Source organism: Arthrobacter sp. E70 (genome assembly GCF_058266945.1).
The window spans coordinates 84,009-108,389 of record NZ_JBYQFR010000005.1; the positions used below are offsets into that span (position 1 = coordinate 84,009).

The window sequence follows — 24,381 nt, forward strand, 5'->3', positions numbered from 1 at the left end:
GTTACTTACCAGCCTTTCCGACCTTGCGGCGGATAACCTCGCCGGCGTAACGGATGCCCTTGCCCTTGTACGGGTCAGGCTTCCGCAGCTTGCGAATGTTGGCAGCAACTTCGCCGACCTGCTGCTTGTTGATGCCTGAGACAGAGAGCTTGGTCGGACCCTCTACTGCAAAGGTGATGCCGGCCGGAGCCGAAACGCTGACCGGGTGGCTGTAGCCGAGGGCGAACTCCAGGTCGGAGCCCTTGGCCTGAACGCGGTAACCGGTACCGACGATTTCAAGCTTCTTCTCGTAGCCTGCGGTAACGCCCTGGATCATGTTGGCGATCAGGGTGCGGGTCAGGCCGTGCAGCGAACGGGAGGCGCGCTCGTCGTTCGGGCGGGTTACGGTCAGGGTGTTCTCTTCGAGGGCAACCTCGATCGGGCTGGCCACAGTGTGGCTCAGCTCGCCCTTGGAACCCTTGACGCTGACGACAGAGCCGTCAACCTTGACCTCAACGCCGGCAGGAACGGTGATGGGGAGACGTCCAATACGTGACATTATTCTCTTCCTTTCCCGTTACCAGACGTACGCGAGGACTTCGCCGCCCACGCCCTTCTTGCCGGCCTGCTTGTCAGTCAGGAGGCCGGAAGAGGTGGACAGGATTGCGATACCCAGGCCACCGAGCACGTGCGGCAGGTTGGTGGACTTCGCGTAAACGCGGAGACCCGGCTTGGAGATACGGCGAACACCGGCGATGGACCGCTCACGGTTCGGACCGAACTTCAGCTCGAGGGTCAGCTTCTTGCCGACCTCAGCGTCCTCTTCCTTCCAGCCGGCGATGAAACCTTCGGCCTTGAGGATGTCGGCAACGCGTGCCTTGAGCTTGCTGTAAGGCATAGTCACGGAGTCGTGGTATGCCGAGTTTGCGTTACGCAGGCGCGTAAGCATGTCTGCGACAGGATCTGTCATTGTCATGGTGGGCTCTTGCCCTTCCTCGTAACGGTTTCCGCCGTCCGCCCACGCGGAGCGAAGCGGCCGGACCTTTTACGTAGTAATTAAGCTTCGGTCTTGAACGGGAAACCCAGCGCCTTGAGCAGCGCGCGGCCTTCGTCGTCAGTCTTGGCGGTGGTCACAACCGTGATGTCCATACCGCGGACGCGGTCGATCTTGTCCTGGTCGATTTCGTGGAACATAACCTGCTCGGTCAGACCGAAGGTGTAGTTGCCGTTGCCATCGAACTGCTTGCCGCTCAGGCCGCGGAAGTCGCGGATACGGGGCAGTGCCAGGGTGACCAGGCGGTCGACGAATTCCCACATGCGGTCGCCACGCAGGGTTGCGTGTGCACCGATGGGCATGCCTTCGCGCAGCTTGAACTGTGCGATCGACTTGCGGGCCTTGGTAACCTGCGGCTTCTGGCCGGTGATCTGGGTGAGGTCGCGGACAGCGCCGTCGATCAGCTTGGAGTCCTTGGCGGCATCTCCAACACCCATGTTCACAACAACCTTCACCAGGCGGGGTACCTGGTTCACGTTCTGGTACTTGAACTCATCCTGGAGCTGGCCCTTGATGGTTTCGGCGTACTTGGTCTTCAGACGAGGAACGATCTTCGTTGCCGGAGTCTCGATGGTCTCAGTCATTAGATGTCCTTCCCGGTGCTCTTGGACACGCGGATACGGACGGTCTTCTTGACGCCGTTCTTCTCCACAGTGTCGAGGCGGAAGCCCACGCGGGTCGGCTTCTTGGTCGACGGGTCAACCAGGGCCACGTTGGAAACGTGGATCGGGGCCTCTACGACCTCGATGCCGCCGGTCTTGGTGCCGCGCTGCGACTGTCCAACACGAGTGTGCTTGGTGACGCGGTTGATGCCTTCAACCAGCACGCGGTTGGTGTCGGGGAACACGCGCAGAACCTTGCCCTGCTTGCCGCGGTCGCCGCCGCGCTCAGCCTTGGCGCCAGTGATGACCTGAACCAGGTCACCCTTCTTGATCTTAGCCATGGACTAGAGCACCTCCGGAGCCAGAGAAACGATCTTCATGAACTTCTTGTCACGCAGTTCACGACCAACCGGTCCGAAGATACGGGTACCGCGGGGGTCACCGTCGTTCTTCAGGATCACAGCTGCGTTCTCGTCAAACTTGATGTAGGAACCGTCCGCACGGCGGCGTTCCTTCTTGGTACGGACGATGACAGCCTTGACGACATCGCCCTTCTTTACGTTGCCGCCCGGGATTGCATCCTTGACGGTGGCGACAATGACGTCACCGATGCCTGCGTAGCGACGGCCGGATCCACCGAGAACGCGAATGGTAAGGATTTCCTTAGCACCCGTGTTGTCGGCGACCTTCAGTCGCGACTCCTGCTGAATCACTATTTACTCCTTGCGTCGCGCCGGTTCTCAGGCCGTGATCTTGCTACGGAATGAGCCTTGCGGAACGGTTGATCGGGGTGTCTCTTGACCTGCCTGGATTTTGCCAGACCAGGCCTAAACGCCCGTGCCAGAAGCAGTTGCCTCCATCCGGTCCGGGAAGGATCCCGGGCGCAAGGAAGCACTATGCTGTGGCACGCTTGTTTACGAGGTTGATGACGGCGCGCAAAAGGCGCCATACAAACTCAATATCCTAGCACGTTTCCCGCCGATCCCCATATCACCACTCGTACCCGGGCTGCAAGGCGGACGACGGCGTGACGACGCGGCAGCCTTTCGGCCCACCCATGGTGCCACTCCCCCACAACGCCCCATCACCTCCTGCAGGAAATCTCCCAACGCCCCACCACCTCCTGCAGAAAATCTCCCAACGCCCCATCACCAATCGCGATCCGTCAGCAAGACGTGATGACGTGTTCGCTAAATGACCGCGGGATGTGATGGGGCGTCGCAGGAAAAGCGGCAGACGTGATGGAGCGTTGGGGCGGGCGGACGACGGCGTGACGACGCGGCAGCCTTTCGGCCCACCCATGGTGCCACTCCCCCCGCGAAGCCAGTCCCGCCGTCGAGCGCCCAAACCAAAAGGTGCCAGGGGCGATGCTGGGTTAAACGAGGAAGCCCCCGCTCCCGGAAGGGAGCAGGGGCCTCAGCTAAGCAGCACGTGCTACTTGGCCTTCTCGAGGATTTCCACGAGCCGCCAGTTCTTGGTGGCGGACAGCGGACGGGTCTCGGCGATGACAACGAGGTCGCCGATGCCGGCGGTGTTCTCTTCGTCGTGCGCCTTGACCTTGGAGGTGCGGCGGATGACCTTGCCGTACAGTGCGTGCTTCACGCGGTCTTCAACCTCGACAACGATGGTCTTTTCCATCTTGTCGGAGACCACGTAGCCGCGACGGGTCTTGCGGTAACCGCGCTGCCCAGCCTTGGCTTCGGTAGCAGATTCGGTCACGTTCTGGTCCTTTTCACTCACTTGGCGTCCTCCTCGGTCTCAGCCTTTTCAGCCTTGTCGGCCTTCTTGGTTGAAGCCTTCTTGGACTTCTTCTCTTCCTTGGCTTCCACAACCGGTGCGGCAACCTCGGCACGAATGCCCAGCTCGCGTTCGCGGAGAACGGTGTAGATGCGTGCGATGTCCTTCTTTACCGCGCGCAGGCGACCGTGGTTCTCCAGCTGTCCGGTGGCGGACTGGAAACGCAGGTTGAACAGCTCTTCCTTGGCCTTGCGGAGTTCTTCAACGAGACGCTCGTTGTCGAAACCGTCCAGCTGTGCGGGAGCCAGATCCTTGGATCCTACTGCCATTTCTATTCACCACCCTCGCGACGCACAATGCGTGCCTTCAACGGCAGCTTGTGGATTGCCAGGCGCAGGGCCTCGCGAGCTACCTCTTCATTGACACCGGAGAGTTCGAAGAGAACCCGTCCCGGCTTGACGTTGGCGACCCACCATTCCGGTGAACCCTTACCGGAACCCATGCGGGTTTCGGCCGGCTTCTTGGTCAGGGGACGGTCCGGGTAAATGTTGATCCAGACCTTACCGCCACGCTTGATGTGGCGGGTCATCGCGATACGAGCGGACTCGATCTGACGGTTGGTGACGTATGCCGGGCTCAGGGCCTGGATGCCGTACTCACCGAAGGAGACCTGGGTGCCGCCCGTAGCAGCGCCGGAACGACCCGGGTGGTGCTGCTTACGGTGCTTGACTCGACGTGGGATAAGCATTTAAGCCTGTCCTCCTTCTGCAGCAGCAGGTGCTGCTTCAACTGCCGGTGCTTCGGCAGCAGGAGCTGCTTCAGCGGCCGGGCGGTCGTTGCGACGGCGGCGGTCACCGCGGTCAGCGCCACCCGGGCGGCCCGGACGGTCACCACGGTTACCGCGGGACGGTGCGGAAGCAGCCTGTGCGGCCAGTTCCTTGGCGGTGACGTCACCCTTGTAGATCCAGACCTTCACGCCGATGCGGCCGAAGGTGGTCTTGGCTTCGTAGAAGCCGTAGTCGATGTTCGCGCGGAGGGTGTGCAGGGGCACACGGCCTTCGCGGTAGAACTCCGAGCGGGACATTTCAGCGCCACCCAGGCGGCCCGAGCAGGCGATACGGATGCCCTTGGCACCTGCACGCTGTGCGGACTGCATGGCCTTCTTCATCGCACGGCGGAATGCCACGCGGGAAGTCAGCTGCTCTGCAACGCCCTGGGCCACAAGCTGGGCTTCCATCTCGGGGTTCTTGACCTCGAGGATGTTCAGCTGGACCTGCTTGCCGGTGAGCTTTTCGAGCTCGCCGCGGATGCGGTCTGCTTCTGCTCCACGGCGGCCGATGACGATGCCGGGACGGGCCGTGTGGATGTCCACGCGGACGCGGTCACGGGTGCGCTCGATCTCAACCTTGGCGATACCGGCGCGCTCCATGCCCGTGGACATGAGCTGGCGGATGCGGATGTCTTCGCGAACGAAGTCCTTGTACCGCTGGCCGGCCTTGGTGCTGTCAGCGAACCAGTGCGATACGTGATCGGTGGTGATGCCGAGTCGGAACCCGTGCGGGTTTACTTTCTGTCCCACTTAGCGAGCCTCCTCTTTCTCCGGGGTAGCGACTACCACGGTGATGTGGCTGGTGCGCTTCTTGATCTGAAATGCACGACCCTGGGCGCGCGGCTGGAACCGCTTCATGGTCGGGCCTTCATCAACAAACGCTTCGCTGATGATGAGGTCACCTTCGTCAAACGCCACGCCGTCGCGGTCCGCGAGGACCCGGGCGTTGGAGATTGCCGACTGAACTACCTTGAATACCGGCTCCGAAGCTGCCTGGGGGGCAAACTTCAGAATTGCCAGAGCCTCATTCGCTTGCAAGCCACGAACAAGGTTGACGACGCGCCGGGCCTTCATAGGCGTTACGCGGATGTGGCGCGCAATTGCCTTGGCTTCCATTGCTTTCCTTCTCTCGTCTTTGACGTAAACGCAGGCGCCTAGCGGCGCTTGCCCTTACGGTCGTCCTTGACATGGCCGCGGAATGTCCGCGTGGGAGCGAATTCGCCGAGCTTGTGCCCGACCATCGACTCAGTGACAAACACCGGGATGTGCTTGCGTCCGTCGTGTACGGCGATCGTGTGTCCGAGCATGTCGGGGATGATCATCGAACGGCGGGACCAGGTCTTGATGACGTTCTTGGTGCCCTTTTCGTTTTCCCTGGCTACCTTCACAAAGAGGTGCTGGTCAACGAAAGGACCTTTTTTCAGGCTGCGTGGCATGTGTCCAGGCTCCTATCGCTTGTTCTTGCCAGTACGACGGCGACGCACAATAAGCTTGTCGCTCTCTTTGTTGGGGCGGCGGGTGCGGCCTTCACGCTTACCGTTCGGGTTGACGGGGTTACGACCACCGGAGGTCTTACCCTCACCACCACCGTGCGGGTGGTCAACCGGGTTCATGGCAACACCACGGACGGTCGGGCGAACGCCCTTCCACCGCATACGGCCGGCCTTGCCCCAGTTGATGTTCGACTGCTCGGCGTTGCCGACCTCGCCGACGGTTGCGCGGCAGCGCACGTCAACGTTGCGGATTTCGCCGGAGGGCAGACGCAGCTGGGCGAAGCGGCCTTCCTTGGCAACAAGCTGGATGGATGCGCCGGCGGAGCGGCCCATCTTGGCGCCCCCGCCCGGACGCAGTTCAACTGCGTGGACAACGGTACCCACCGGGATGTTGAGCAGGGGCAGGTTGTTACCGGGCTTGATGTCAGCACCGGCACCTGCCTCCACAACGTCACCCTGGGAGAGCTTGTTGGGGGCGATGATGTAACGCTTGGTGCCATCAACGTAGTGCAGGAGGGCGATGCGGGCGGTACGGTTCGGATCGTACTCGATCTCGGCAACGCGGGCGTTGACGCCGTCCTTGTCGTGGCGACGGAAGTCGATCAGACGGTACTGGCGCTTGTGGCCACCACCCTTGTGACGGGTGGTGATCTTACCGGTGTTGTTACGGCCGCCCTTCTTGGGCAGCGGACGTACCAACGACTTTTCCGGCGTCGACCGCGTGATTTCGATAAAGTCCGCTACGCTCGAGCCACGACGGCCCGGGGTAGTCGGCTTGTATTTACGGATTCCCATAATTTATTTCCTCGTTAAAGTGGTCTCCGCTACGAGAGCGGACCGCCGAAGATGTCGATGGTGCCTTCTTTGAGGGTGACAATCGCACGCTTGGTGTTCTTGCGGGTACCCCATCCGAATTTGGTGCGCTTGCGCTTACCGGCACGGTTGATGGTGTTGATCGATTCGACCTTGACGGAGAAGATCTTCTCCACGGCCAGCTTGATCTCGGTCTTGTTCGAACGGGGGTCCACCAGGAAGGTGTACTTGCCCTCGTCGATCAGGCCGTAGCTCTTTTCCGACACGACGGGTGCAAGCACGACGTCGCGGGGATCCTTGATGGTGGCTGCACTCACTTGGCATCCTCCTCGTTCTTAGCTGCCTTAGCGGCAACGAATGCGTCGTAAGCAGCCTTGGTGAAGACAACGTCATCAGAGACGAGAACGTCGTAGGTGTTCAGCTGGTCTGCGTACAGAACGTGAACGCCGGCGAGGTTGCGCACGGACAGTGCAGCCACGTCGTTGTCGCGCTCGATGACGACCAGCAGGTTCTTGCGCTCGGAAACACCCTTCAGGGTCGCCAGAGCGGTCTTGGCGGACGGCTTCTCGCCGGCCACCAGCTCGGAGACAACGTGGATGCGGCCGTTGCGGGCCCGGTCAGACAGTGCGCCGCGCAGTGCAGCAGCAATCATCTTCTTGGGGGTGCGCTGGCTGTAGTCACGCGGGGTGGGACCGTGGACAATGCCACCGCCGGTCATGTGCGGAGCACGGATGGAACCCTGACGGGCGCGGCCGGTGCCCTTCTGCTTGAACGGCTTGCGTCCTGCACCGGAAACTTCAGCGCGGGTCTTGGTCTTGTGGGTACCCTGGCGAGCAGCAGCGAGCTGGGCAACGACAACCTGGTGCAGCAGCGGCACGTTGGTCTGGACGTCGAAGATCTCTGCAGGCAGGTCAACCTGGACAGTGTTAGCCATTGAACTAGGCTCCCTTCACGGCGGTACGTACGAAGACGACCTGGCCGCGGGCACCGGGAACGGCACCCTTGATCAGGAGCAGCGACTTCTCGACGTCAACCGCGTGAACGGTGAGGTTCAGCGTGGTGTGACGAACGGCGCCCATGCGGCCGGCCATTCTCATGCCCTTGAAGACGCGGCTCGGGGTGGATGCGCCACCGATTGAACCGGGCTTACGGTGGTTCTTGTGGGCACCGTGGGAAGCGCCAACACCGGAGAAGCCGTGACGCTTCATAACACCGGCGAAGCCCTTACCCTTGGTGGTGCCGATGACGTCGATCTTCTGGCCGGCCTCGAAGAGCTCCACGGAGAGCTCCTGGCCCAGCTCGTACTCAGCAGCATCTGCGGTACGGAGTTCGACGACGTGGCGGCGAGGCGTGACGCCTGCCTTTTCAAAGTGACCAGCCAGCGGCTTGGTGACCTTGCGGGGATCGATCTGGCCGTAGCCGATCTGAACGGCGACGTAGCCATCGGTCTCAGCGTTGCGCAGCTGGGTGATGACGTTCGAGTCTGCCTGGACCACAGTGACGGGGATGAGCTTGTTGTTCTCGTCCCAGACCTGGGTCATGCCGAGCTTCGTGCCCAGCAGGCCCTTTACGTTACGGGTTGCGGTCATAGTTTCTCAGCACCTCCCTACAGCTTGATTTCGATGTTCACGTCGGCCGGCAGGTCGAGACGCATGAGCGAGTCAACAGCCTTCGGCGTGGGATCGATGATGTCGATAAGACGCTTGTGCGTGCGCATTTCAAAGTGCTCGCGGCTGTCCTTGTACTTGTGCGGAGAGCGGATGACGCAGTACACGTTCTTCTCCGTGGGCAGCGGCACGGGGCCCACTACCGTTGCGCCTGCGCGCGTGACCGTCTCAACGATCTTCCGTGCTGAAACGTCAATGACCTCGTGGTCGTATGACTTCAGCCGGATGCGGATTTTTTGTCCCGCCATGTCGCCTGACTCTCTTTCAGTCTGTGCTTCCCCTGATTAGGGCTGCCCTGTTCACTTACTCGTTGTATGGCTGCCGAAGCATTTGAGGTCGTAACCACCATCCGCCGCACAAACTGAATCCGGATAAATCCGGGTTCCTCACCTTGCCGGCGCAACCGACCCCCGCGGTCGGGCGTGTCGCGCTCAACACGCATACAAATCCGCAAATCCATTGGGGTGGGTTATGTTTGGTCTTCAACTTGGACCCTGCACCCGGCATTATCCGGATCGGGACGCGAAGAAGCGCTTGAACAACTCATCTAGTATGCCGGAAATCGGCGGCAGATGCGAATCGGCGCTGGCAGGGGGCTTGTGCGGCCATTGCCGTGGCCGCTGCGCCGCTGGATGATAGGGGCATGACCCTGGAAGGCACTGAATCGGTGACGGAACTGGCCGGGCGCGTGCCGCCGTCGTTCACCCTGGGCGTCGCGGCGGCGGCGTTCCAGATAGAAGGAGCAGTCACAGCCGGCGGCCGGGGCCCATCAGGCTGGGATGCCTTTGCCGAGAAACCAGGTGCGATTGTTGGCGGGCACTCCCCCGCCGTCGCCTGCGACCACTATAACCGGCTGCCGGAGGACGTGGCCCTGCTGAAGGAGCTCGGCGTGGACTCCTACCGGTTCTCGTTGTCCTGGCCCCGCATCCAGCCTGACGGCCAAGGAAGCCTCAACAGCGAGGGCCTTGATTTCTACGACCGGCTGATCGACCAGCTCCTCGAGGCCGGCATCTCCCCGATGGCCACCCTTTACCACTGGGACACGCCGCTGCCGCTGGAGCACCGGGGCGGCTGGCTGCACCGGGATACCGCCGAACGGTTCGGTGAGTATGCGCGGGCAGCAGGAGAGCGGTTCGGCGACCGGGTGGCGCAGTGGGTGACCCTGAATGAGCCGGTTTCCGTGACCCTGAACGGCTACGCCCTGGGCGTGCATGCCCCTGGCCGGAAACTGATGTTCGACGCCCTTCCCTCGATCCACCACCAGCTTCTCGCCCACGGACTGGGCGTCCAGGCACTGCGGGCGGCCGGGGTGGCAGGCGGCATCGGCGTGACCAACCTGCACGCCCCCGTCCGGCCGGCCACCCGGAAACCCGGCGACAGGCTGGTGGCACACCTCTACGACCTGCTGATGAACAGGATCTACGCGGACCCCGTCCTGCTGGGGCGTTATCCGTCGCTGCCGCTGTATGCCCGGCCGTGGCTCCGCTCCATGGGCAGGATTTCGGATGCGGACCTGCGCACCATCCACCAGCCGTTGGACTTCTACGGGCTGAACTACTACTTCCCGGTCAAGGTGGCACTGGGCCCGGGCATAACCCCGATTCCGGCAGACACCCACCAGGAACTGGCCCGGCTGCCCTTCCATGAGGTGGGGTACCCGGACCACGGCAGCACGGGGTTCGGCTGGCCGGTGGCGCCAGAGTACCTCGGGACGCTGCTGGCGGAGATGCGCGACCGCTACGGCGACGCCCTTCCGCCGGTGTACATCACCGAAGGCGGGGCCAGCTTCCCGGAGCCTGACCGCGTCTCCGGAACGCTGGAGGACGACGACCGCGTGGGATACCTGGCATCGCACCTTCGTGCCGCACTGGATTCCACCGCACCTGGCGGCTCCGCAGAAGGCGTGGACCTGCGGGGCTACTACGTGTGGACGCTGATGGACAACTTCGAATGGGCCGCCGGCTATTCGCAGCGCTTTGGTTTGGTGCACGTCGACTTCGAGACGCTGGAGCGGACACCGAAGCGGTCCTTCTACTGGTACCAGGCGCTGTCCCGGGCCAGGAACGCCGGGGCCGCCTCTCGGAGCGCTGCAGCCGAATAGCTGCGCGCTTCAGCCGGACAGCCGCTTCAGCCGGACAGCCGCTTCAGCCGGACAGCCCAGGGCCGCCTGGTCAGGAATGCCCGAATACGGTGAGGAAGATCAGGACACAGTTCAGGCCGACGATTAGCGTGGCGCTGGTCCATCCCGCGACGCGCAGGGGCCGGGAGTCCGCATGGATTCCCATGATTTTCCGGTCGCCCGTCAGCCGGATCAGTGGCACCAGCGCGAACGGGATACCGAAGCTGAGGAGTACCTGGCTCAGTACCAGGGCCAGGGTTGGTTCGATGCCCGCTCCCAGCACCAGCAGCGCCGGAATCAGTGTGACGAGCCGGCGGGCGAGCAGCGGAACCCGCAGCTTCAGCAAGCCACCCATGATGGTTGCGCCGGCGTAGCATCCCACGGACGTGGAGGCCAGCCCGGATGCCAGCAGCCCGATGGCAAACACGACGCCGATGACGGGACCAAGTGCCGACGTGACGGCTGCGTGCGCCCCGGCGATGGTGTCGGTTCCTTCGACGCCGCGGAGGCTTGAGGCGGCGAGCAGCAGCATGGCGATGTTGACGACGCCGGCGAGCATGAGGGCGCCCGCGACGTCGAAGCGGGTGGCGCGGATCAGCCGGGTCCTGACTGCCGGGTCCTCCGCGAAACCGTGGCGGTCCCGGGCGAGGGCCGAATGCAGGTAGATGGCGTGCGGCATGACCGTGGCACCGAGCATGCTGGCGGCCAGCAGGACGGTGTCCGTGCCCTCGAACCGGGGCACGAGGCCGGCCAGGGCACTGCTTCCGTCAGGCGGGCTGACGAACAGGCCGCTGACGAAGCCCACGGCGATCACGCCGAGCAGGGTCAGGATGGCCAGTTCGAATGACTTCTGGCTGCGGTGGGACTGCAAAGTAAGCAACAGCATCGATGCGACGCCGATGATGACGCCACCGGTCAGCAAGGGCAGGCCGAACAGCAGATTGAGGGCAACAGCTCCGCCGATGACCTCGGCCATGTCCGTTGCGCCGGCAACGACTTCTGCCTGCACCCAGTAGGCGCGGCGGCCGCGGGTGCCCAGCCGCTTACCCAGGATCTCCGGCAGGCTCATCCCGGTGGCGAGCCCCAGCTTCGCGGACTGGTACTGCACCAGTACGGCCATGGCGTTGGCCGCGACCAGGACCCAGACGAGCAGGTAACCGAAGCTGGCCCCGGCGGTGAGGTTGGCTGCAACGTTGCCCGGATCCACATAGGCGATGGCCGCGACAAAGGCCGGTCCGAGCAGCAGGAGCCGGGACCAGACCCTGGAGGTGGCGGGGCGCGCCTGCATTGTTGAAACAGCCATCAGTGGTCCTCGTCGTTGGGGGGCGGTGATATGACGAGGATACCGTTAATTTAGGTGCACCGAAAAGTTTGTTGCAGGCTTACCGGCAGACGTGTGACCGGCCAGCGGTCTACATGTTTTTGTTGGCCCTGTTGATCCGCTTGGCACGGTCAATCTCGTGGCGGAAATACCTCCTGGTCCAGAACACCCCGGCCACTACGGCCACCGCGATAATCAGGAAAATCAGCCATCCCATGATGAGCTCCTCTCAGTGCTGCAACAGTATCAGGCGTGCTTAATGAAAAAACGGCCCCGCTGCTCAAAGCAGCGGGGCCGTTCTTCAGTTCAGCAAGTACTACTTGATGATCTTGGTAACGCGTCCCGAACCAACGGTGCGGCCGCCTTCGCGGATTGCGAAGCCGAGGCCCTCTTCCATAGCGATGGGCTGGATGAGCGCAACGGTCATCTCAGTGTTGTCGCCAGGCATAACCATTTCCGTGCCCTCGGGCAGGGTGATGACGCCGGTTACGTCCGTGGTACGGAAGTAGAACTGCGGGCGGTAGTTGGAGTAGAACGGGTTGTGACGTCCGCCTTCGTCCTTGGAGAGGATGTAGACGTTAGCCTCGAAGTCGGTGTGCGGGGTGATGGAACCCGGCTTGACGACAACCTGGCCACGCTCGACATCGTCGCGCTTCAGACCACGGAGCAGGAGGCCACAGTTCTCGCCGGCCCATGCTTCGTCGAGCTGCTTGTGGAACATCTCGATACCGGTAACCGTGGTCTTCTGGACCGGACGGATGCCGACGATCTCGACCTCAGAGTTGATGGCGAGGGTTCCACGCTCGGCGCGGCCCGTCACAACGGTGCCGCGGCCGGTGATGGTGAAGACGTCCTCGATCGGCATCAGGAACGGCTTGTCGCGGTCACGTACGGGGTCCGGAACGGACTCGTCGACAGCAGCCATCAGGTCCTCAACGGACTTGACCCACTCGGGGTCGCCTTCCAGGGCCTTCAGGCCGGAAACGCGAACGACCGGAGCGTTGTCGCCATCGAAGCCCTGCGAGCTCAGGAGCTCACGAACTTCCATTTCGACGAGGTCGAGGAGTTCCTCGTCCTCAACCATGTCAGCCTTGTTCAGCGCGACCAGCAGGTAGGGAACACCAACCTGGCGGGCGAGCAGAACGTGCTCGCGGGTCTGAGCCATCGGGCCGTCGGTAGCGGCAACCACGAGGATTGCGCCGTCCATCTGGGCAGCACCGGTGATCATGTTCTTGATGTAGTCAGCGTGGCCGGGGGCGTCAACGTGTGCGTAGTGACGCTTCTCGGTCTGGTACTCCACGTGGGAGATGTTGATGGTAATACCGCGCTGACGCTCTTCGGGTGCAGAGTCGATCGACGCGAAGTCACGCTTCTCGTTGAGATCCGGGTACTTGTCGTACAGCACCTTGGAAATGGCGGCCGTCAGCGTCGTCTTACCGTGGTCAACGTGACCAATGGTGCCGATGTTGACGTGCGGCTTAGTCCGCTCGAACTTTGCCTTTGCCACAGGTTCCTCCTAGAACGTTTTCAAATAACTTGCCCTCCAGCCGCGCTTGTCGCGGTAGAACTCAGGCAAGTCTACTTGGGGGCTTTGGTTTGGTGAAATTGCAGATTCAGGAACTAATACTAATCCCCTGAGCCTGTTCGTGCAGGGGCCGGACCGGCGTTGCCGGATGACTCCGACCGGCCGGCCGCCTGCACCGGGTGCGTTGGCCTGTGGAGGCCGGCACACCCGAGGTGTTCGCTTTGAAAGTCCTAAGGACTACTCGCCGCGGGACTTCTGGATGATCTCGTCGGCAACTGCCTTCGGGACCTCGGCGTAGCTGTTGAAGGTCATGGAGTACACAGCGCGGCCCTGGGTCTTGGAGCGCAGGTCGCCGATGTAGCCGAACATGCCGGACAGCGGCACGTGGGCACGGACAACCTTGACGCCGGCTGCATCTTCCATGGACTGCATCTGGCCACGGCGGGAGTTGAGGTCGCCGATAACGTCACCCATGTATTCCTCAGGGGTACGCACCTCGACATCCATCAGCGGTTCAAGCAGAACAGGGTTCGCCTTGCGCGCGGCTTCCTTGAAAGCCATGCGGCCGGCGATCTTGAACGCCATTTCCGAGGAGTCAACATCGTGGTAGGCGCCGTCAAGCAGCGTCGCCTTGATGCCGACAACAGGGTAGCCAGCCAGGACGCCGTCGTTCAGCGCATCCTGGATACCAGCGTCAACAGACGGGATGTATTCGCGCGGAACGCGGCCACCGGTGACCTTGTTCTCGAACTCGTACAGCTCGCCCTCGGCGGTGTCCAGCGGCTCGATGGCGATCTGGACCTTTGCGAACTGGCCCGAACCACCGGTCTGCTTCTTGTGCGTGTAGTCGTGCTTCTCGACGGCGCGCTTGATGGTTTCGCGGTAAGCAACCTGCGGCTTGCCAACGTTGGCTTCGACCTTGAACTCGCGGCGCATGCGGTCCACCAGGATGTCCAGGTGGAGCTCGCCCATGCCGGCGATGATGGTCTGGCCGGTGTCTTCGTTGAGGGACACCTGGAAGGTGGGGTCCTCAGCGGAGAGCTTCTGGATGGCCGTGGAGAGCTTCTCCTGGTCACCCTTGGTGTTCGGCTCGATGGCCACGGAGATCACGGGCTCGGGGAAGCTCATGGACTCCAGGACGATCTGGTTGTTCGAGTCGCACAGGGTGTCACCGGTGGTGGTGTCCTTCAGGCCGATCGCTGCATAGATGTGGCCAGCGGTGGCTGCCTCAACCGGCATTTCCTTGTTGGCGTGCATCTGGAACAGCTTGCCGATGCGCTCACGCTTGCCCTTGGTGGAGTTGACCACCTGGGCGCCGGACTCGACGTGGCCGGAGTACACGCGGATGAAGGTCAGCTGGCCGAAGAAGGGGTGGGCCGCAATCTTGAATGCCAGGGCCGAGAACGGCTCGTCGGCGGAAGGCTTGCGGGTCAGTTCCTTCTCTTCGTCCTTGGGATCGTGGCCGATCATCGGGGGAACGTCGAGCGGGTTCGGCAGGTAGTCCACCACAGCGTCAAGCATCGGCTGGACACCGCGGTTCTTGAAGGCGGAGCCACAGAACACGGGGTACAGCTCGGAGTTGATGGTCATCTTGCGGATGCCGGCCTTGAGCTCGTCGATGCTGAGCTCTTCGCCTTCGAGGTACTTCTCCATGAGTTCCTCGGAGGACTCGGCAACGGTCTCAACGAGCGCTGCACGGTACTCTTCGGCCTTCGCCTGGAGATCTGCGGGGATCTCCTGGATTTCGTACTTGGCACCCATGGTCACGTCGCCCTTGGCGTCGCCCGGCCAAACCAGGGCACGCATGTAAAGCAGGTCGACGACGCCGATGAAGTCGTTCTCGGCACCGATGGGCAGCTGCATGACCAGCGGCTTGGCACCGAGGCGGCTGATGATGGTGTCTACGGTGAAGTAGAAGTCAGCACCCAGCTTGTCCATCTTGTTGACGAAGCAGATACGCGGAACGTTGTACTTGTCAGCCTGGCGCCACACGGTCTCGGACTGCGGCTCAACGCCTTCCTTGCCATCGAAGACGGCAACTGCACCGTCGAGGACGCGCAGGGAGCGCTCAACCTCAACCGTGAAGTCCACGTGGCCGGGGGTGTCGATGATGTTGATCTGGTTGTTTTCCCAGAAACAGGTCACGGCGGCAGACGTGATGGTGATGCCGCGTTCCTTTTCCTGTTCCATCCAGTCGGTGGTCGAAGCGCCGTCGTGCGTTTCGCCGATCTTGTGGTTCACACCCGTGTAGAACAGGATGCGCTCGGTGGTGGTGGTCTTGCCGGCATCGATGTGGGCCATGATGCCGATGTTGCGGACCTTACTAAGGTCGGTAAGCACGTCCTGTGCCACGGGGTCTCCTTTTGGGATGGACTACACGTTCGCCGCCGGCTCGGTTGAGCCGGCGGCGTCCGGGAGTATTACCAGCGGTAGTGTGCGAAGGCCTTGTTGGACTCGGCCATCTTGTGGGTGTCTTCGCGACGCTTCACAGCGGCACCGAGACCGTTGGACGCATCCAGGATTTCGTTCTGGAGGCGCTCGGTCATCGTCTTTTCGCGGCGGGCCTTGGAGTAGCCAACCAGCCAGCGCAGGGCGAGGGCGGTGGAGCGGCCCGGCTTGACCTCAACCGGAACCTGGTAGGTGGCGCCACCGACGCGGCGGCTGCGGACCTCAAGCGAAGGCTTGACGTTGTCCATGGCCTTCTTCAGGGCTGCAACGGGGTCGCCGCCGGACTTGGCGCGTGCGCCTTCGAGTGCACCATAGACGATGCGCTCGGCCGTGGACTTCTTGCCGTCAACGAGCACCTTGTTGATGAGCTGGGTTACCAGCGGGGAACCGTAAACCGGATCCGAAACGAGCGGCCGCTTGGGGGCCGGACCCTTGCGAGGCATATTACTTCTTCTCCATCTTTGCGCCGTAGCGGCTGCGGGCCTGCTTACGGTTCTTCACACCCTGGGTATCGAGGGCGCCACGGACGATCTTGTAGCGGACACCCGGGAGGTCCTTCACACGACCACCGCGAACGAGCACAATGGAGTGCTCCTGCAGGTTGTGGCCAACACCGGGGATGTAGGCGGTAACTTCCACGCCGCCGTTGAGGCGCACACGTGCCACCTTACGCAGAGCCGAGTTCGGCTTCTTCGGGGTGGTGGTGTAGACGCGGGTGCAGACACCGCGGCGCATGGGGCTGCCCTTAAGCGCGGGAGCCTTGGTCTTTGAGACCTTAGGCGTGCGGCCCTTGCGGACCAGCTGGTTAATCGTAGGCACTCTCGTGTTCTCCGTTTTATCCGGAGTGGCTGTTTCCGGCCACTCTCCTGTTGCGTTGCCCCGCCGCCCGGGCCTTGAAGAAGCTCTCCAGGGCGGCGAAGGCGAAGCCTTAATAGTCGGATCGCATGCCGGGGCGAAACGCACATTCCTGACGTTCCCTAGGCATGCAAAAATGTGGCATACGTTGCACAAGAACCCTGCAAACCGGAAACGTCGCTCTGGTCCAGCCTTTCAGCTGATACCGGCGCACTCATCCACTGCCACAATAACAATTGGTAACCAGTCTAGCATGGACGGGCTCCAGGCCTTAATCGAGGCTTCTCCCCCGATCTTAAACGGGGATGGTCCCCCACCTTGCGGTGCGGGACCATCCCTTGGTCAGGCTCTGGCCGGGTTGGTTACCGGAAGTCGTTGCCCAGGTCGTAGTCATCCAGCGGGATGGCGTGGAACTCGGGAGCTCCGTCACCACCCAGGGTGTCGTACGAGAAGTCACTGAATGCGCTGGGGCCGGTGAACAGGTTGGCCTTTGCTTCCTCAGTGGGCTCCACGGTGACCTCGGTGTAGCGCGGGAGGCCCGTGCCGGCCGGGATCAGCTTACCGATGATGACGTTTTCCTTCAGGCCCAGCAGCGGATCGCTCTTGCCTTCCATGGCCGCCTGCGTCAGGACGCGGGTGGTCTCCTGGAAGGAGGCTGCGGACAGCCAGGACTCGGTGGCCAGCGACGCCTTGGTGATGCCCATGAGCTCAGGACGTCCGGAAGCCGGTGTCTTGCCCTCGGACACAACGCGGCGGTTGGCTTCCTCGAACCGGCTGCGTTCGGCGAGCTCGCCGGGCAGCAGGTCCGATTCGCCGGACTCGATGACCGTGACGCGGCGCAGCATCTGGCGGACGATAACCTCGACGTGCTTGTCGTGGATACCGATGCCCTGGCTGCGGTACACGCCCTGGACCTCGTCCACCAGGAACTTCTGTGCCGCACGCGGACCCATGATGCGCAGGACCTGCTTGGGATCGACCGGGCCGTTGATGAGCTTCTGGCCTACGGTGACGTGGTCGCCGTCTTCGATCAGCAGGCGTGAACGCCGCAGGACCGGGTAGGCGATCTCTTCCGATCCGTCATCCGGGGTGATGACCAGGCGCATCTGGCGCTCGGACTCTTCGATGGTGATGCGGCCGGCTGCTTCAGCAATCGGGGCAACACCCTTCGGAGTACGGGCCTCGAAGAGCTCCTGGATACGGGGCAGACCCTGGGTGATGTCGTCGCCACCGCCGGCGGAGACAGCACCACCGGTGTGGAACGTACGCATGGTCAGCTGGGTACCGGGCTCACCGATGGACTGTGCGGCGATGATACCCACGGCCTCGCCGATGTCCACGGTCTTGCCGGTGGCCAGCGAACGGCCGTAGCACAGGGCGCAGGTGCCGACGCTGGACTCACAGGTGAGTACGGAGCGGACCTTGACCTCGGTGATGCCTGCCTTGAAGAGCTCATCGATGACGACATCGCCGCAGTCGGTGCCGGCGGCCGCGAGGACGTTGCCCTCGGAGTCCACGACGTCGACAGCCAGCGTACGTGCGTAGGCGCTGTTCTCGACGTTCTCGTCCAGGACGAGCTCACCGTTGGAGTCGGCGACGGCGATCGGCGTAACGAGGCCGCGTTCGGTGCCGCAGTCCTCTTCACGGACGATGACGTCCTGCGAGACGTCCACCAGACGACGGGTCAGGTAACCCGAGTTGGCGGTACGCAGAGCGGTGTCGGCCAGACCCTTACGGGCACCGTGCGTGGCGATGAAGTATTCCAGCACCGACAGGCCCTCGCGGTAGGAGGACTTGATGGGGCGCGGGATGATCTCACCCTTCGGGTTGGCCACGAGGCCACGGATACCCGCGATCTGGCGGACCTGCATCCAGTTACCACGTGCACCGGAGGACACCATGCGGTTGATCGTGTTCATCGGGGACAGGCTCTCGCGCATCACTGAGGCGATGTCGTTGGTGGCCTTGTTCCAGATCTCGATCAGTTCCTGGCGGCGCTCGTCGTCGTCGATCAGGCCCTTGTCGTACTGGCCCTGGATCTTGGCGGCGCGCTCTTCGTACCCGGCAAGGATTTCCGGCTTGGCGGCCGGAACCTCGATGTCGGAGATGGCGACCGTGACGCCCGAGCGGGTGGCCCAGTAGAAACCGGCATCCTTCAGGTTGTCCAGCGTGGCAGCGGTGACGACCTTCGGGTAGCGCTCGGCGAGGTCGTTGACGATGCGGGACAGTTCGCCCTTGTCGGCTACGGCCTCAACCCACGGGTAGTCCTCGGGCAGGGTCTCGTTGAAGAGGACCTGGCCCAGGGAGGTCTGGACGAGCGCGGGCTGACCCGGCTCCCAGCCTTCCGGAGCTTCCCAGCCGGCGTACGGAACGAAGCCTTCGAGGCGGATCTTGACCTGCGAGTTCAAGTGCAGCTCGCGGGCATCGAACGCCATGATGGCTTCCGAAACCGAACCGAAGATACGGCCCTCACCAGCTGAACCCTTGCGCTTGGTGGTCAGGTGGTAGAGGCCGATGATCATATCCTGCGACGGCAGGGTGACCGGGCGTCCGTCAGACGGCTTCAGGATGTTGTTCGAGGACAGCATCAGGATGCGGGCCTCAGCCTGGGCCTCGGGGCTCAGCGGCAGGTGGACTGCCATCTGGTCGCCGTCGAAGTCGGCGTTGAAGGCGCCACAAACCAGCGGGTGCAGCTGGATTGCCTTGCCTTCAACAAGCTGCGGCTCGAACGCCTGGATGCCCAGGCGGTGCAGGGTAGGTGCACGGTTGAGCAGCACCGGGTGTTCGGTGATGATCTCTTCGAGCACGTCCCACACCTGAGGGCGGTAACGCTCCACCATCCGCTTGGCCGACTTGATGTTCTGAGCGTGGTTGAGGTCAACCAGGCGCTTCATCACGAACGGCTTGAAGAGCTCCAGGGCCATCTGCTTGGGCAGGCCGCACTGGTGCAGCTTCAGCTGCGGGCCGACGACGATGACCGAACGGCCGGAGTAGTCGACGCGCTTGCCGAGGAGGTTCTGGCGGAAACGGCCCTGCTTGCCCTTGAGCATGTCGCTCAGGGACTTCAGCGGACGGTTGCCCGGACCGGTGACAGGACGGCCGCGGCGGCCGTTGTCGAAGAGGCTGTCAACAGCTTCCTGAAGCATGCGCTTCTCGTTGTTGACGATGATCTCCGGAGCACCCAGGTCAAGCAGGCGCTTGAGGCGGTTGTTGCGGTTGATCACGCGGCGGTACAGGTCGTTGAGGTCGGAGGTCGCGAAGCGGCCACCGTCCAGCTGGACCATGGGGCGCAGTTCCGGCGGGATCACCGGGACGGCGTCGAGGACCATGCCGAGCGGGCTGTTGTTGGTGGTCAGGAATGCGTTGACCACCTTCAGGCGCTTGAGGGCGCGGGTCTTGCGCTGGCCCTTGCCGTTGGCAATGACGTCGCGCAGGGCTTCGGACTCTGCCTGCATGTCGAAGTTCTCAAGGCGCTTCTTGATGGCTTCGGCACCCATGGAGCCTTCGAAGTACATGCCGTAACGGTCACGCAGCTCGCGGTACAGGCCTTCGTCACCTTCGAGGTCGGCGACCTTCAGGTTCTTGAAACGGTCCCAGACCTGCTCGAGGCGCTCGATGTCGGCATCGGCACGCTTGCGCACGTTGGCCATCTGGCGGTCGGCGGAGTCGCGGGCCTTCTTCTTGTCGGCAGCCTTGGCGCCTTCGCCCTCGAGGCGTGCGATTTCGCCTTCGAGGTCGCGGGCGATCGCGGCGATGTCGGCGTCGCGGTTGTCGATCAGCTGCTTCTTCTCGATGTCGTGCTCAACCTGCAGGTTGGGCAGTTCCTCGTGGCGGGCAGCCTCGTCGACGCTGGTGATCATGTAGGCGGCGAAGTAGATGACCTTCTCGAGGTCCTTCGGTGCCAGGTCAAGGAGGTAGCCCAGGCGGGACGGAACACCCTTGAAGTACCAGATGTGCGTGACGGGAGCGGCGAGCTCGATGTGGCCCATGCGCTCACGGCGGACCTTGGCGCGGGTGACCTCGACGCCGCACCGCTCACAGATGATGCCCTTGAAGCGCACGCGCTTGTACTTGCCGCAGTAGCATTCCCAGTCGCGGGACGGGCCGAAGATCTTCTCGCAGAAGAGGCCGTCCTTCTCGGGCTTGAGCGTGCGGTAGTTGATGGTTTCCGGCTTCTTAACCTCGCCGTACGACCAGCCGCGGATGTCTTCCGCGGTGGCGAGGCCGATCTGCATGAGGCCGAAGGAGGATTCGCTGGACATATGGTCCCTGTTCTCTCTTGTTCTCTAAATTCTGAAGTCTTGGGTGCGGGATGAGGAAGGAGGACGACGGCGGGCGCGGCCCGCCGTCGTCGGACTCCTTAGACCTCTTCTACGGAGCTGGGCTCTGCGCGAGACAGATCGATGCCCAGTTCCTCCGCAGCCGTGAAGACTGCGTCATCAGAGTCACGCATTTCAATTGTGGTTCCGTCCGTGGAAAGCACTTCCACGTTCAGGCACAGCGACTGCATTTCCTTGATCAAGACCTTGAAGGATTCGGGAACGCCCGGCTCGGGGATGTTCTCGCCCTTGACGATCGCTTCGTAGACCTTCACGCGGCCGTGGATGTCGTCAGACTTAATCGTGAGAAGTTCCTGGAGCGTGTAGGCGGCGCCGTAAGCTTCGAGCGCCCACACTTCCATTTCACCGAAGCGCTGGCCACCGAACTGCGCCTTACCACCCAGCGGCTGCTGCGTGATCATGGAGTAGGGACCGGTGGAGCGTGCGTGGATCTTGTCGTCCACCAGGTGGTGGAGCTTCAGGATGTACATGTAGCCGACCGAGATCGGATCCGGGAACGGCTCGCCGGAGCGGCCGTCAAACAGGCGGGTCTTGCCGGAGGAGTTGATCAGGCGGTCACCGTCGCGGGTCACGTTGGTGGAGTCCAGCAGGCCCGTGATTTCCTCTTCGCGGGCACCGTCGAACACCGGCGTGGCAACAGTGGTGGGACCACTCTCGCGCGGCAGGTTCGGCAGCTGCTTGACCCACTCGGGCTCGCCTTCGATCTTCCAACCGGTCTTGGCGACCCAGCCGAGGTGCGTTTCGAGCACCTGGCCCACGTTCATACGACCCGGAACACCCAGCGGGTTCAGGACGATGTCAACGGGGGTGCCGTCGGCAAGGAAGGGCATGTCCTCGACGGGGAGGATCTTGGAGATAACACCCTTGTTGCCGTGGCGGCCGGCGAGCTTGTCGCCGTCGGTGATCTTGCGCTTGGCAGCCACGTAGACGCGGACCAGCTGGTTGACGCCCGGGGGCAGCTCGTCGTCGTTGTCGCGGTCGAAGACGCGCACGCCGATGACCGTGCCGGACTCGCCGTGGGGAACCTTCAGGGAGGTGTCACGGACTTCGCGGGACTTCTCGCCGAAGATGGCGCGCAGCAGGCGCTCTTCCGGGGTCAGTTCGGTTTCACCCTTCGGGGTGACCTTTCCGACTAGGATGTCCCCTGCTTCAACCTCGGCACCGATGTGGATGATGCCGCGCTCGTCCAGCCCTGCGAGGACTTCCTCGGACACGTTGGGGATGTCACGGGTGATTTCCTCGGCACCAAGCTTGGTGTCGCGGGCATCGATCTCGTGCTCCTCGATGTGGATGGAGGAAAGGACGTCCTCGGCAACGATGCGCTGCGAGAGGATGATGGCGTCCTCGAAGTTGTGGCCTTCCCATGACATGAATGCCACGAGCAGGTTCTTGCCCAGTGCGAGTTCGCCCTGGTCCGTTGCCGGTCCGTCGGCGATGATGCCGCCAACTTCCAGGCGCTGGCCTTCGTTCACCAGGACGCGGTGGTTGTAGCAGTTGCCCTGGTTGGAGCGGGCGAACTTGTTGATGCGGTAGTTGGTCTCGGTGCCGTCGTCGTTGAGCATGATGACGAGCTCGGCGGAAACCTCGGTGACCACGCCGGCCTTCTTCGCGATGACAACGTCACCGGCGTCGACGGCGGCGGCGCGCTCCATGCCGGTACCCACGAACGGGGCTTCGGAACGGACCAGCGGCACAGCCTGGCGCTGCATGTTGGCACCCATGAGTGCGCGGTTGGCGTCGTCGTGCTCCAGGAACGGGATCAGGGCGGTTGCCACGGACACCATCTGGCGCGGGGAAACGTCCATGAACTCGACGTCCTCGGCCGGAACCAGGACGGGCTCGCCCCCACCACCGCGGGCACGCACCAGGACGGTGTCTTCGGCGAACTTGTTGTTCTCGTCCAGCGGCGCGTTGGCCTGGGCGATCAGCACCTCGGCCTCGTCGTCGGCCGTCAGGTACTGGACGTCGTCGGAAACGACGCCGTCCTTGACCAGGCGGTACGGAGTCTCAATGAAGCCGAACGGGTTGATGCGTCCGTAGGATGCCAGCGAACCGATCAGGCCGATGTTCGGGCCTTCAGGGGTTTCGATGGGGCACATACGTCCGTAGTGGGACGGGTGCACGTCACGGACTTCCATGCCGGCACGGTCACGGGACAGACCACCGGGGCCAAGGGCCGACAGGCGGCGCTTGTGGGTCAGGCCCGAGAGCGGGTTGTTCTGGTCCATGAACTGCGACAGCTGGGAGGTTCCGAAGAACTCCTTGATGGCAGCAACAACCGGGCGGATGTTGATCAGGGTCTGCGGCGTGATGGCCTCGACGTCCTGGGTGGTCATCCGCTCGCGGACAACGCGCTCCATGCGGGACAGGCCGGTGCGGACCTGGTTCTCGATGAGCTCGCCGACGGCGCGGATGCGGCGGTTGCCGAAGTGGTCGATGTCGTCGATCTCGACGCGCAGGTCCACTTCCTGGCCATCGCGGGTGCCCTTGATGGTCTTCTCGCCGGCGTGCAGCGCGACGAGGAACTTGATCATGGCAACGATGTCTTCAACGTGCAGGACAGAGGCTTCCTTATCGCCAAGGGAGCGGTCGATGCCCAGCTTGCGGTTGATCTTGTAGCGGCCAACCTTGGCCAGATCGTAGCGCTTGGAGTTGAAGTACAGGTTGTCCAGCAGGGACTGGGCAGCCTCGACGGTGGGCGGCTCGCCCGGACGCAGCTTGCGGTAGATGTCCAGCAGGGCGTCTTCGCGGGTTTCGGTGGCGTCCTTCTCCAGGGTTGCCCGCATGGAGTCGTACTGGCCGAACTCTTCGAGGATCTGGCCTTCGGTCCAGCCAAGGGCCTTCAGCAGGACGGTGACGGACTGCTTGCGCTTGCGGTCGAGGCGGACGCCAACCTGGTCGCGCTTGTCGATCTCGAGCTCGAACCAGGCACCGCGGGACGGGATGATCTTGGCGGTGAAGATGTCCTTGTCGCTGGTCTTGTCAGCGGCGCGCTCGAAGTAGGCGCCCGGCGAACGGACCAGCTGGGAGACGACGACACGCTCGGTGCCGTTGACGACGAAGGTGCCCTTCTCGGTCATCAGCGGGAAGTCACCCATGAACACGGTCTGCTGCTTGATTTCGCCCGTGTTGTTGTTCATGAACTCGGCCTTGACGTACAGCGGAGCCGAGTACGTTGCGTCCCGGTCCTTGCACTCGGCCATGGTGTACTTGGGGTCGGCGAACTCCGGATCGGAGAAGCTCAGGGACATGGTGCCCTGGAAATCCTCGATTGGGGAGATCTCTTCGAAGATGTCCGACAGGCCGGACGTGGTGGCGACGCTGAGATCGTTTTCTTCGACAGCCTTTGCCACGCGTGCCTGCCAGCGCTCATTGCCGACCAGCCAGTCAAAGCTGTCCGTCTGCAGGGCAAGCAGATTCGGAACGTCAAGAGGTTCGTGAATCTTTGCGAATGAGAGCCGGCGAGTGGCACCATCAGTGCTGTCGGCGGTGTTAGCGGTTTCGTTATTAGAGGTGCTCGAGGCGACCAAGAGGGATCCTTCCACAGACCTTCAGGCGTTTTCAGATCTCCCCCGCTGTGCACCCTGCGAAGTGACTCC

Annotated in this window: 25 protein-coding genes; 1 reads left to right on the top strand and 24 read right to left on the bottom strand. The window is 62.8% G+C overall.

Annotated features, from left to right (window positions below):
* Position 1: 1 nt before the first annotated feature.
* From rplF to rpsJ, 16 genes are all read right to left on the bottom strand, one after another.
* Positions 2–538: a 50S ribosomal protein L6 gene (gene rplF / locus AC3IMC_RS07645; protein WP_410554812.1), complete on the bottom strand. Its 537-nt coding sequence runs from the start codon at positions 536–538 to the stop codon at positions 2–4.
* A gap of 18 nt (positions 539–556) precedes the next feature.
* Positions 557–955: a 30S ribosomal protein S8 gene (rpsH, locus tag AC3IMC_RS07650; RefSeq protein ID WP_018760448.1), complete on the bottom strand. Its 399-nt coding sequence runs from the start codon at positions 953–955 to the stop codon at positions 557–559.
* An 80-nt stretch (positions 956–1,035) separates the two neighbouring features.
* Positions 1,036–1,617 (bottom strand): 50S ribosomal protein L5, encoded by a 582-nt coding sequence (rplE, locus tag AC3IMC_RS07655; protein ID WP_490917790.1) that lies wholly within the window; start codon positions 1,615–1,617, stop codon positions 1,036–1,038.
* On the bottom strand, positions 1,617–1,976 hold the full coding sequence (rplX, locus tag AC3IMC_RS07660) for a 50S ribosomal protein L24 (protein ID WP_454482561.1): 360 nt from the start codon (positions 1,974–1,976) through the stop codon (positions 1,617–1,619). The genes rplE and rplX overlap by 1 nt, the downstream gene beginning before the upstream one ends.
* A gap of 3 nt (positions 1,977–1,979) precedes the next feature.
* A complete protein-coding gene (gene rplN, locus AC3IMC_RS07665) occupies positions 1,980–2,348 on the bottom strand; it encodes a 50S ribosomal protein L14 (RefSeq protein WP_003803789.1) in 369 nt (122 codons plus the stop codon).
* A 721-nt stretch (positions 2,349–3,069) separates the two neighbouring features.
* Positions 3,070–3,375 (bottom strand): 30S ribosomal protein S17, encoded by a 306-nt coding sequence (gene rpsQ, locus AC3IMC_RS07670; RefSeq protein ID WP_221386470.1) that lies wholly within the window; start codon positions 3,373–3,375, stop codon positions 3,070–3,072.
* The gene (gene rpmC, locus AC3IMC_RS07675) at positions 3,372–3,701 is read right to left on the bottom strand and encodes a 50S ribosomal protein L29 (RefSeq protein WP_018769136.1); all 330 of its coding nucleotides are present in this window, start codon (positions 3,699–3,701) and stop codon (positions 3,372–3,374) included. The genes rpsQ and rpmC overlap by 4 nt, the downstream gene beginning before the upstream one ends.
* A 2-nt stretch (positions 3,702–3,703) precedes the next feature.
* Positions 3,704–4,120, bottom strand: coding sequence for a 50S ribosomal protein L16 (gene rplP / locus AC3IMC_RS07680; protein WP_043454603.1), 417 nt, complete (start codon positions 4,118–4,120; stop codon positions 3,704–3,706).
* Positions 4,121–4,951: a 30S ribosomal protein S3 gene (gene rpsC, locus AC3IMC_RS07685; RefSeq protein ID WP_221386469.1), complete on the bottom strand. Its 831-nt coding sequence runs from the start codon at positions 4,949–4,951 to the stop codon at positions 4,121–4,123.
* Positions 4,952–5,317: a 50S ribosomal protein L22 gene (gene rplV / locus AC3IMC_RS07690; protein ID WP_009358304.1), complete on the bottom strand. Its 366-nt coding sequence runs from the start codon at positions 5,315–5,317 to the stop codon at positions 4,952–4,954.
* A gap of 38 nt (positions 5,318–5,355) precedes the next feature.
* Positions 5,356–5,637 carry a 30S ribosomal protein S19 gene (gene rpsS / locus AC3IMC_RS07695; RefSeq protein WP_003803803.1) on the bottom strand — a complete coding sequence of 94 codons (282 nt, stop codon included), beginning with the start codon at positions 5,635–5,637 and terminating at the stop codon, positions 5,356–5,358.
* 12 nt (positions 5,638–5,649) lie between these two features.
* Positions 5,650–6,489, bottom strand: coding sequence for a 50S ribosomal protein L2 (gene rplB, locus AC3IMC_RS07700; protein ID WP_461856099.1), 840 nt, complete (start codon positions 6,487–6,489; stop codon positions 5,650–5,652).
* A gap of 29 nt (positions 6,490–6,518) precedes the next feature.
* Positions 6,519–6,824, bottom strand: coding sequence for a 50S ribosomal protein L23 (gene rplW, locus AC3IMC_RS07705; RefSeq protein ID WP_009358306.1), 306 nt, complete (start codon positions 6,822–6,824; stop codon positions 6,519–6,521).
* A complete protein-coding gene (gene rplD / locus AC3IMC_RS07710) occupies positions 6,821–7,441 on the bottom strand; it encodes a 50S ribosomal protein L4 (protein ID WP_461856100.1) in 621 nt (206 codons plus the stop codon). Before rplD ends, rplW begins: the two co-directional genes overlap by 4 nt.
* Positions 7,442–7,445: 4 nt before the next feature.
* Positions 7,446–8,096 (bottom strand): 50S ribosomal protein L3, encoded by a 651-nt coding sequence (gene rplC / locus AC3IMC_RS07715; RefSeq protein ID WP_377214667.1) that lies wholly within the window; start codon positions 8,094–8,096, stop codon positions 7,446–7,448.
* Between the two features lie 17 nt (positions 8,097–8,113).
* Positions 8,114–8,422 carry a 30S ribosomal protein S10 gene (gene rpsJ, locus AC3IMC_RS07720; RefSeq protein ID WP_003803825.1) on the bottom strand — a complete coding sequence of 103 codons (309 nt, stop codon included), beginning with the start codon at positions 8,420–8,422 and terminating at the stop codon, positions 8,114–8,116.
* Positions 8,423–8,817: 395 nt separating this feature from the next.
* Here rpsJ and AC3IMC_RS07725 point away from each other — a divergent pair, with 395 nt between their 5' ends.
* Complete coding sequence (locus tag AC3IMC_RS07725; protein ID WP_490917791.1) at positions 8,818–10,275, top strand: GH1 family beta-glucosidase; 1,458 nt, start codon at positions 8,818–8,820, stop codon at positions 10,273–10,275.
* A gap of 70 nt (positions 10,276–10,345) precedes the next feature.
* Here the strand turns inward: AC3IMC_RS07725 and AC3IMC_RS07730 are convergent, their stop codons facing one another.
* The 8 genes from AC3IMC_RS07730 to rpoB all read right to left on the bottom strand — a co-directional run bounded on the left by AC3IMC_RS07730 (position 10,346) and on the right by rpoB (position 24,312).
* A complete protein-coding gene (locus AC3IMC_RS07730; RefSeq protein ID WP_490917792.1) occupies positions 10,346–11,596 on the bottom strand; it encodes an Nramp family divalent metal transporter in 1,251 nt (416 codons plus the stop codon).
* 109 nt (positions 11,597–11,705) lie between these two features.
* Positions 11,706–11,831: a hypothetical protein gene (locus AC3IMC_RS07735; protein ID WP_490917793.1), complete on the bottom strand. Its 126-nt coding sequence runs from the start codon at positions 11,829–11,831 to the stop codon at positions 11,706–11,708.
* Positions 11,832–11,930: 99 nt separating this feature from the next.
* Positions 11,931–13,121 (bottom strand): elongation factor Tu, encoded by a 1,191-nt coding sequence (tuf, locus tag AC3IMC_RS07740; protein WP_013601835.1) that lies wholly within the window; start codon positions 13,119–13,121, stop codon positions 11,931–11,933.
* 255 nt (positions 13,122–13,376) lie between these two features.
* Complete coding sequence (gene fusA / locus AC3IMC_RS07745; RefSeq protein ID WP_490917795.1) at positions 13,377–15,491, bottom strand: elongation factor G; 2,115 nt, start codon at positions 15,489–15,491, stop codon at positions 13,377–13,379.
* Between the two features lie 68 nt (positions 15,492–15,559).
* Positions 15,560–16,030 (bottom strand): 30S ribosomal protein S7, encoded by a 471-nt coding sequence (rpsG, locus tag AC3IMC_RS07750; protein WP_003803829.1) that lies wholly within the window; start codon positions 16,028–16,030, stop codon positions 15,560–15,562.
* Between the two features lies 1 nt (position 16,031).
* Complete coding sequence (rpsL, locus tag AC3IMC_RS07755; RefSeq protein ID WP_009358312.1) at positions 16,032–16,406, bottom strand: 30S ribosomal protein S12; 375 nt, start codon at positions 16,404–16,406, stop codon at positions 16,032–16,034.
* Positions 16,407–16,804: 398 nt separating this feature from the next.
* Positions 16,805–20,704 (bottom strand): DNA-directed RNA polymerase subunit beta', encoded by a 3,900-nt coding sequence (locus AC3IMC_RS07760; RefSeq protein ID WP_490917797.1) that lies wholly within the window; start codon positions 20,702–20,704, stop codon positions 16,805–16,807.
* Positions 20,705–20,802: 98 nt separating this feature from the next.
* Positions 20,803–24,312, bottom strand: a complete 3,510-nt coding sequence (gene rpoB, locus AC3IMC_RS07765; protein ID WP_141942688.1) for a DNA-directed RNA polymerase subunit beta — start codon at positions 24,310–24,312, stop codon at positions 20,803–20,805.
* Positions 24,313–24,381: the final 69 nt, after the last annotated feature.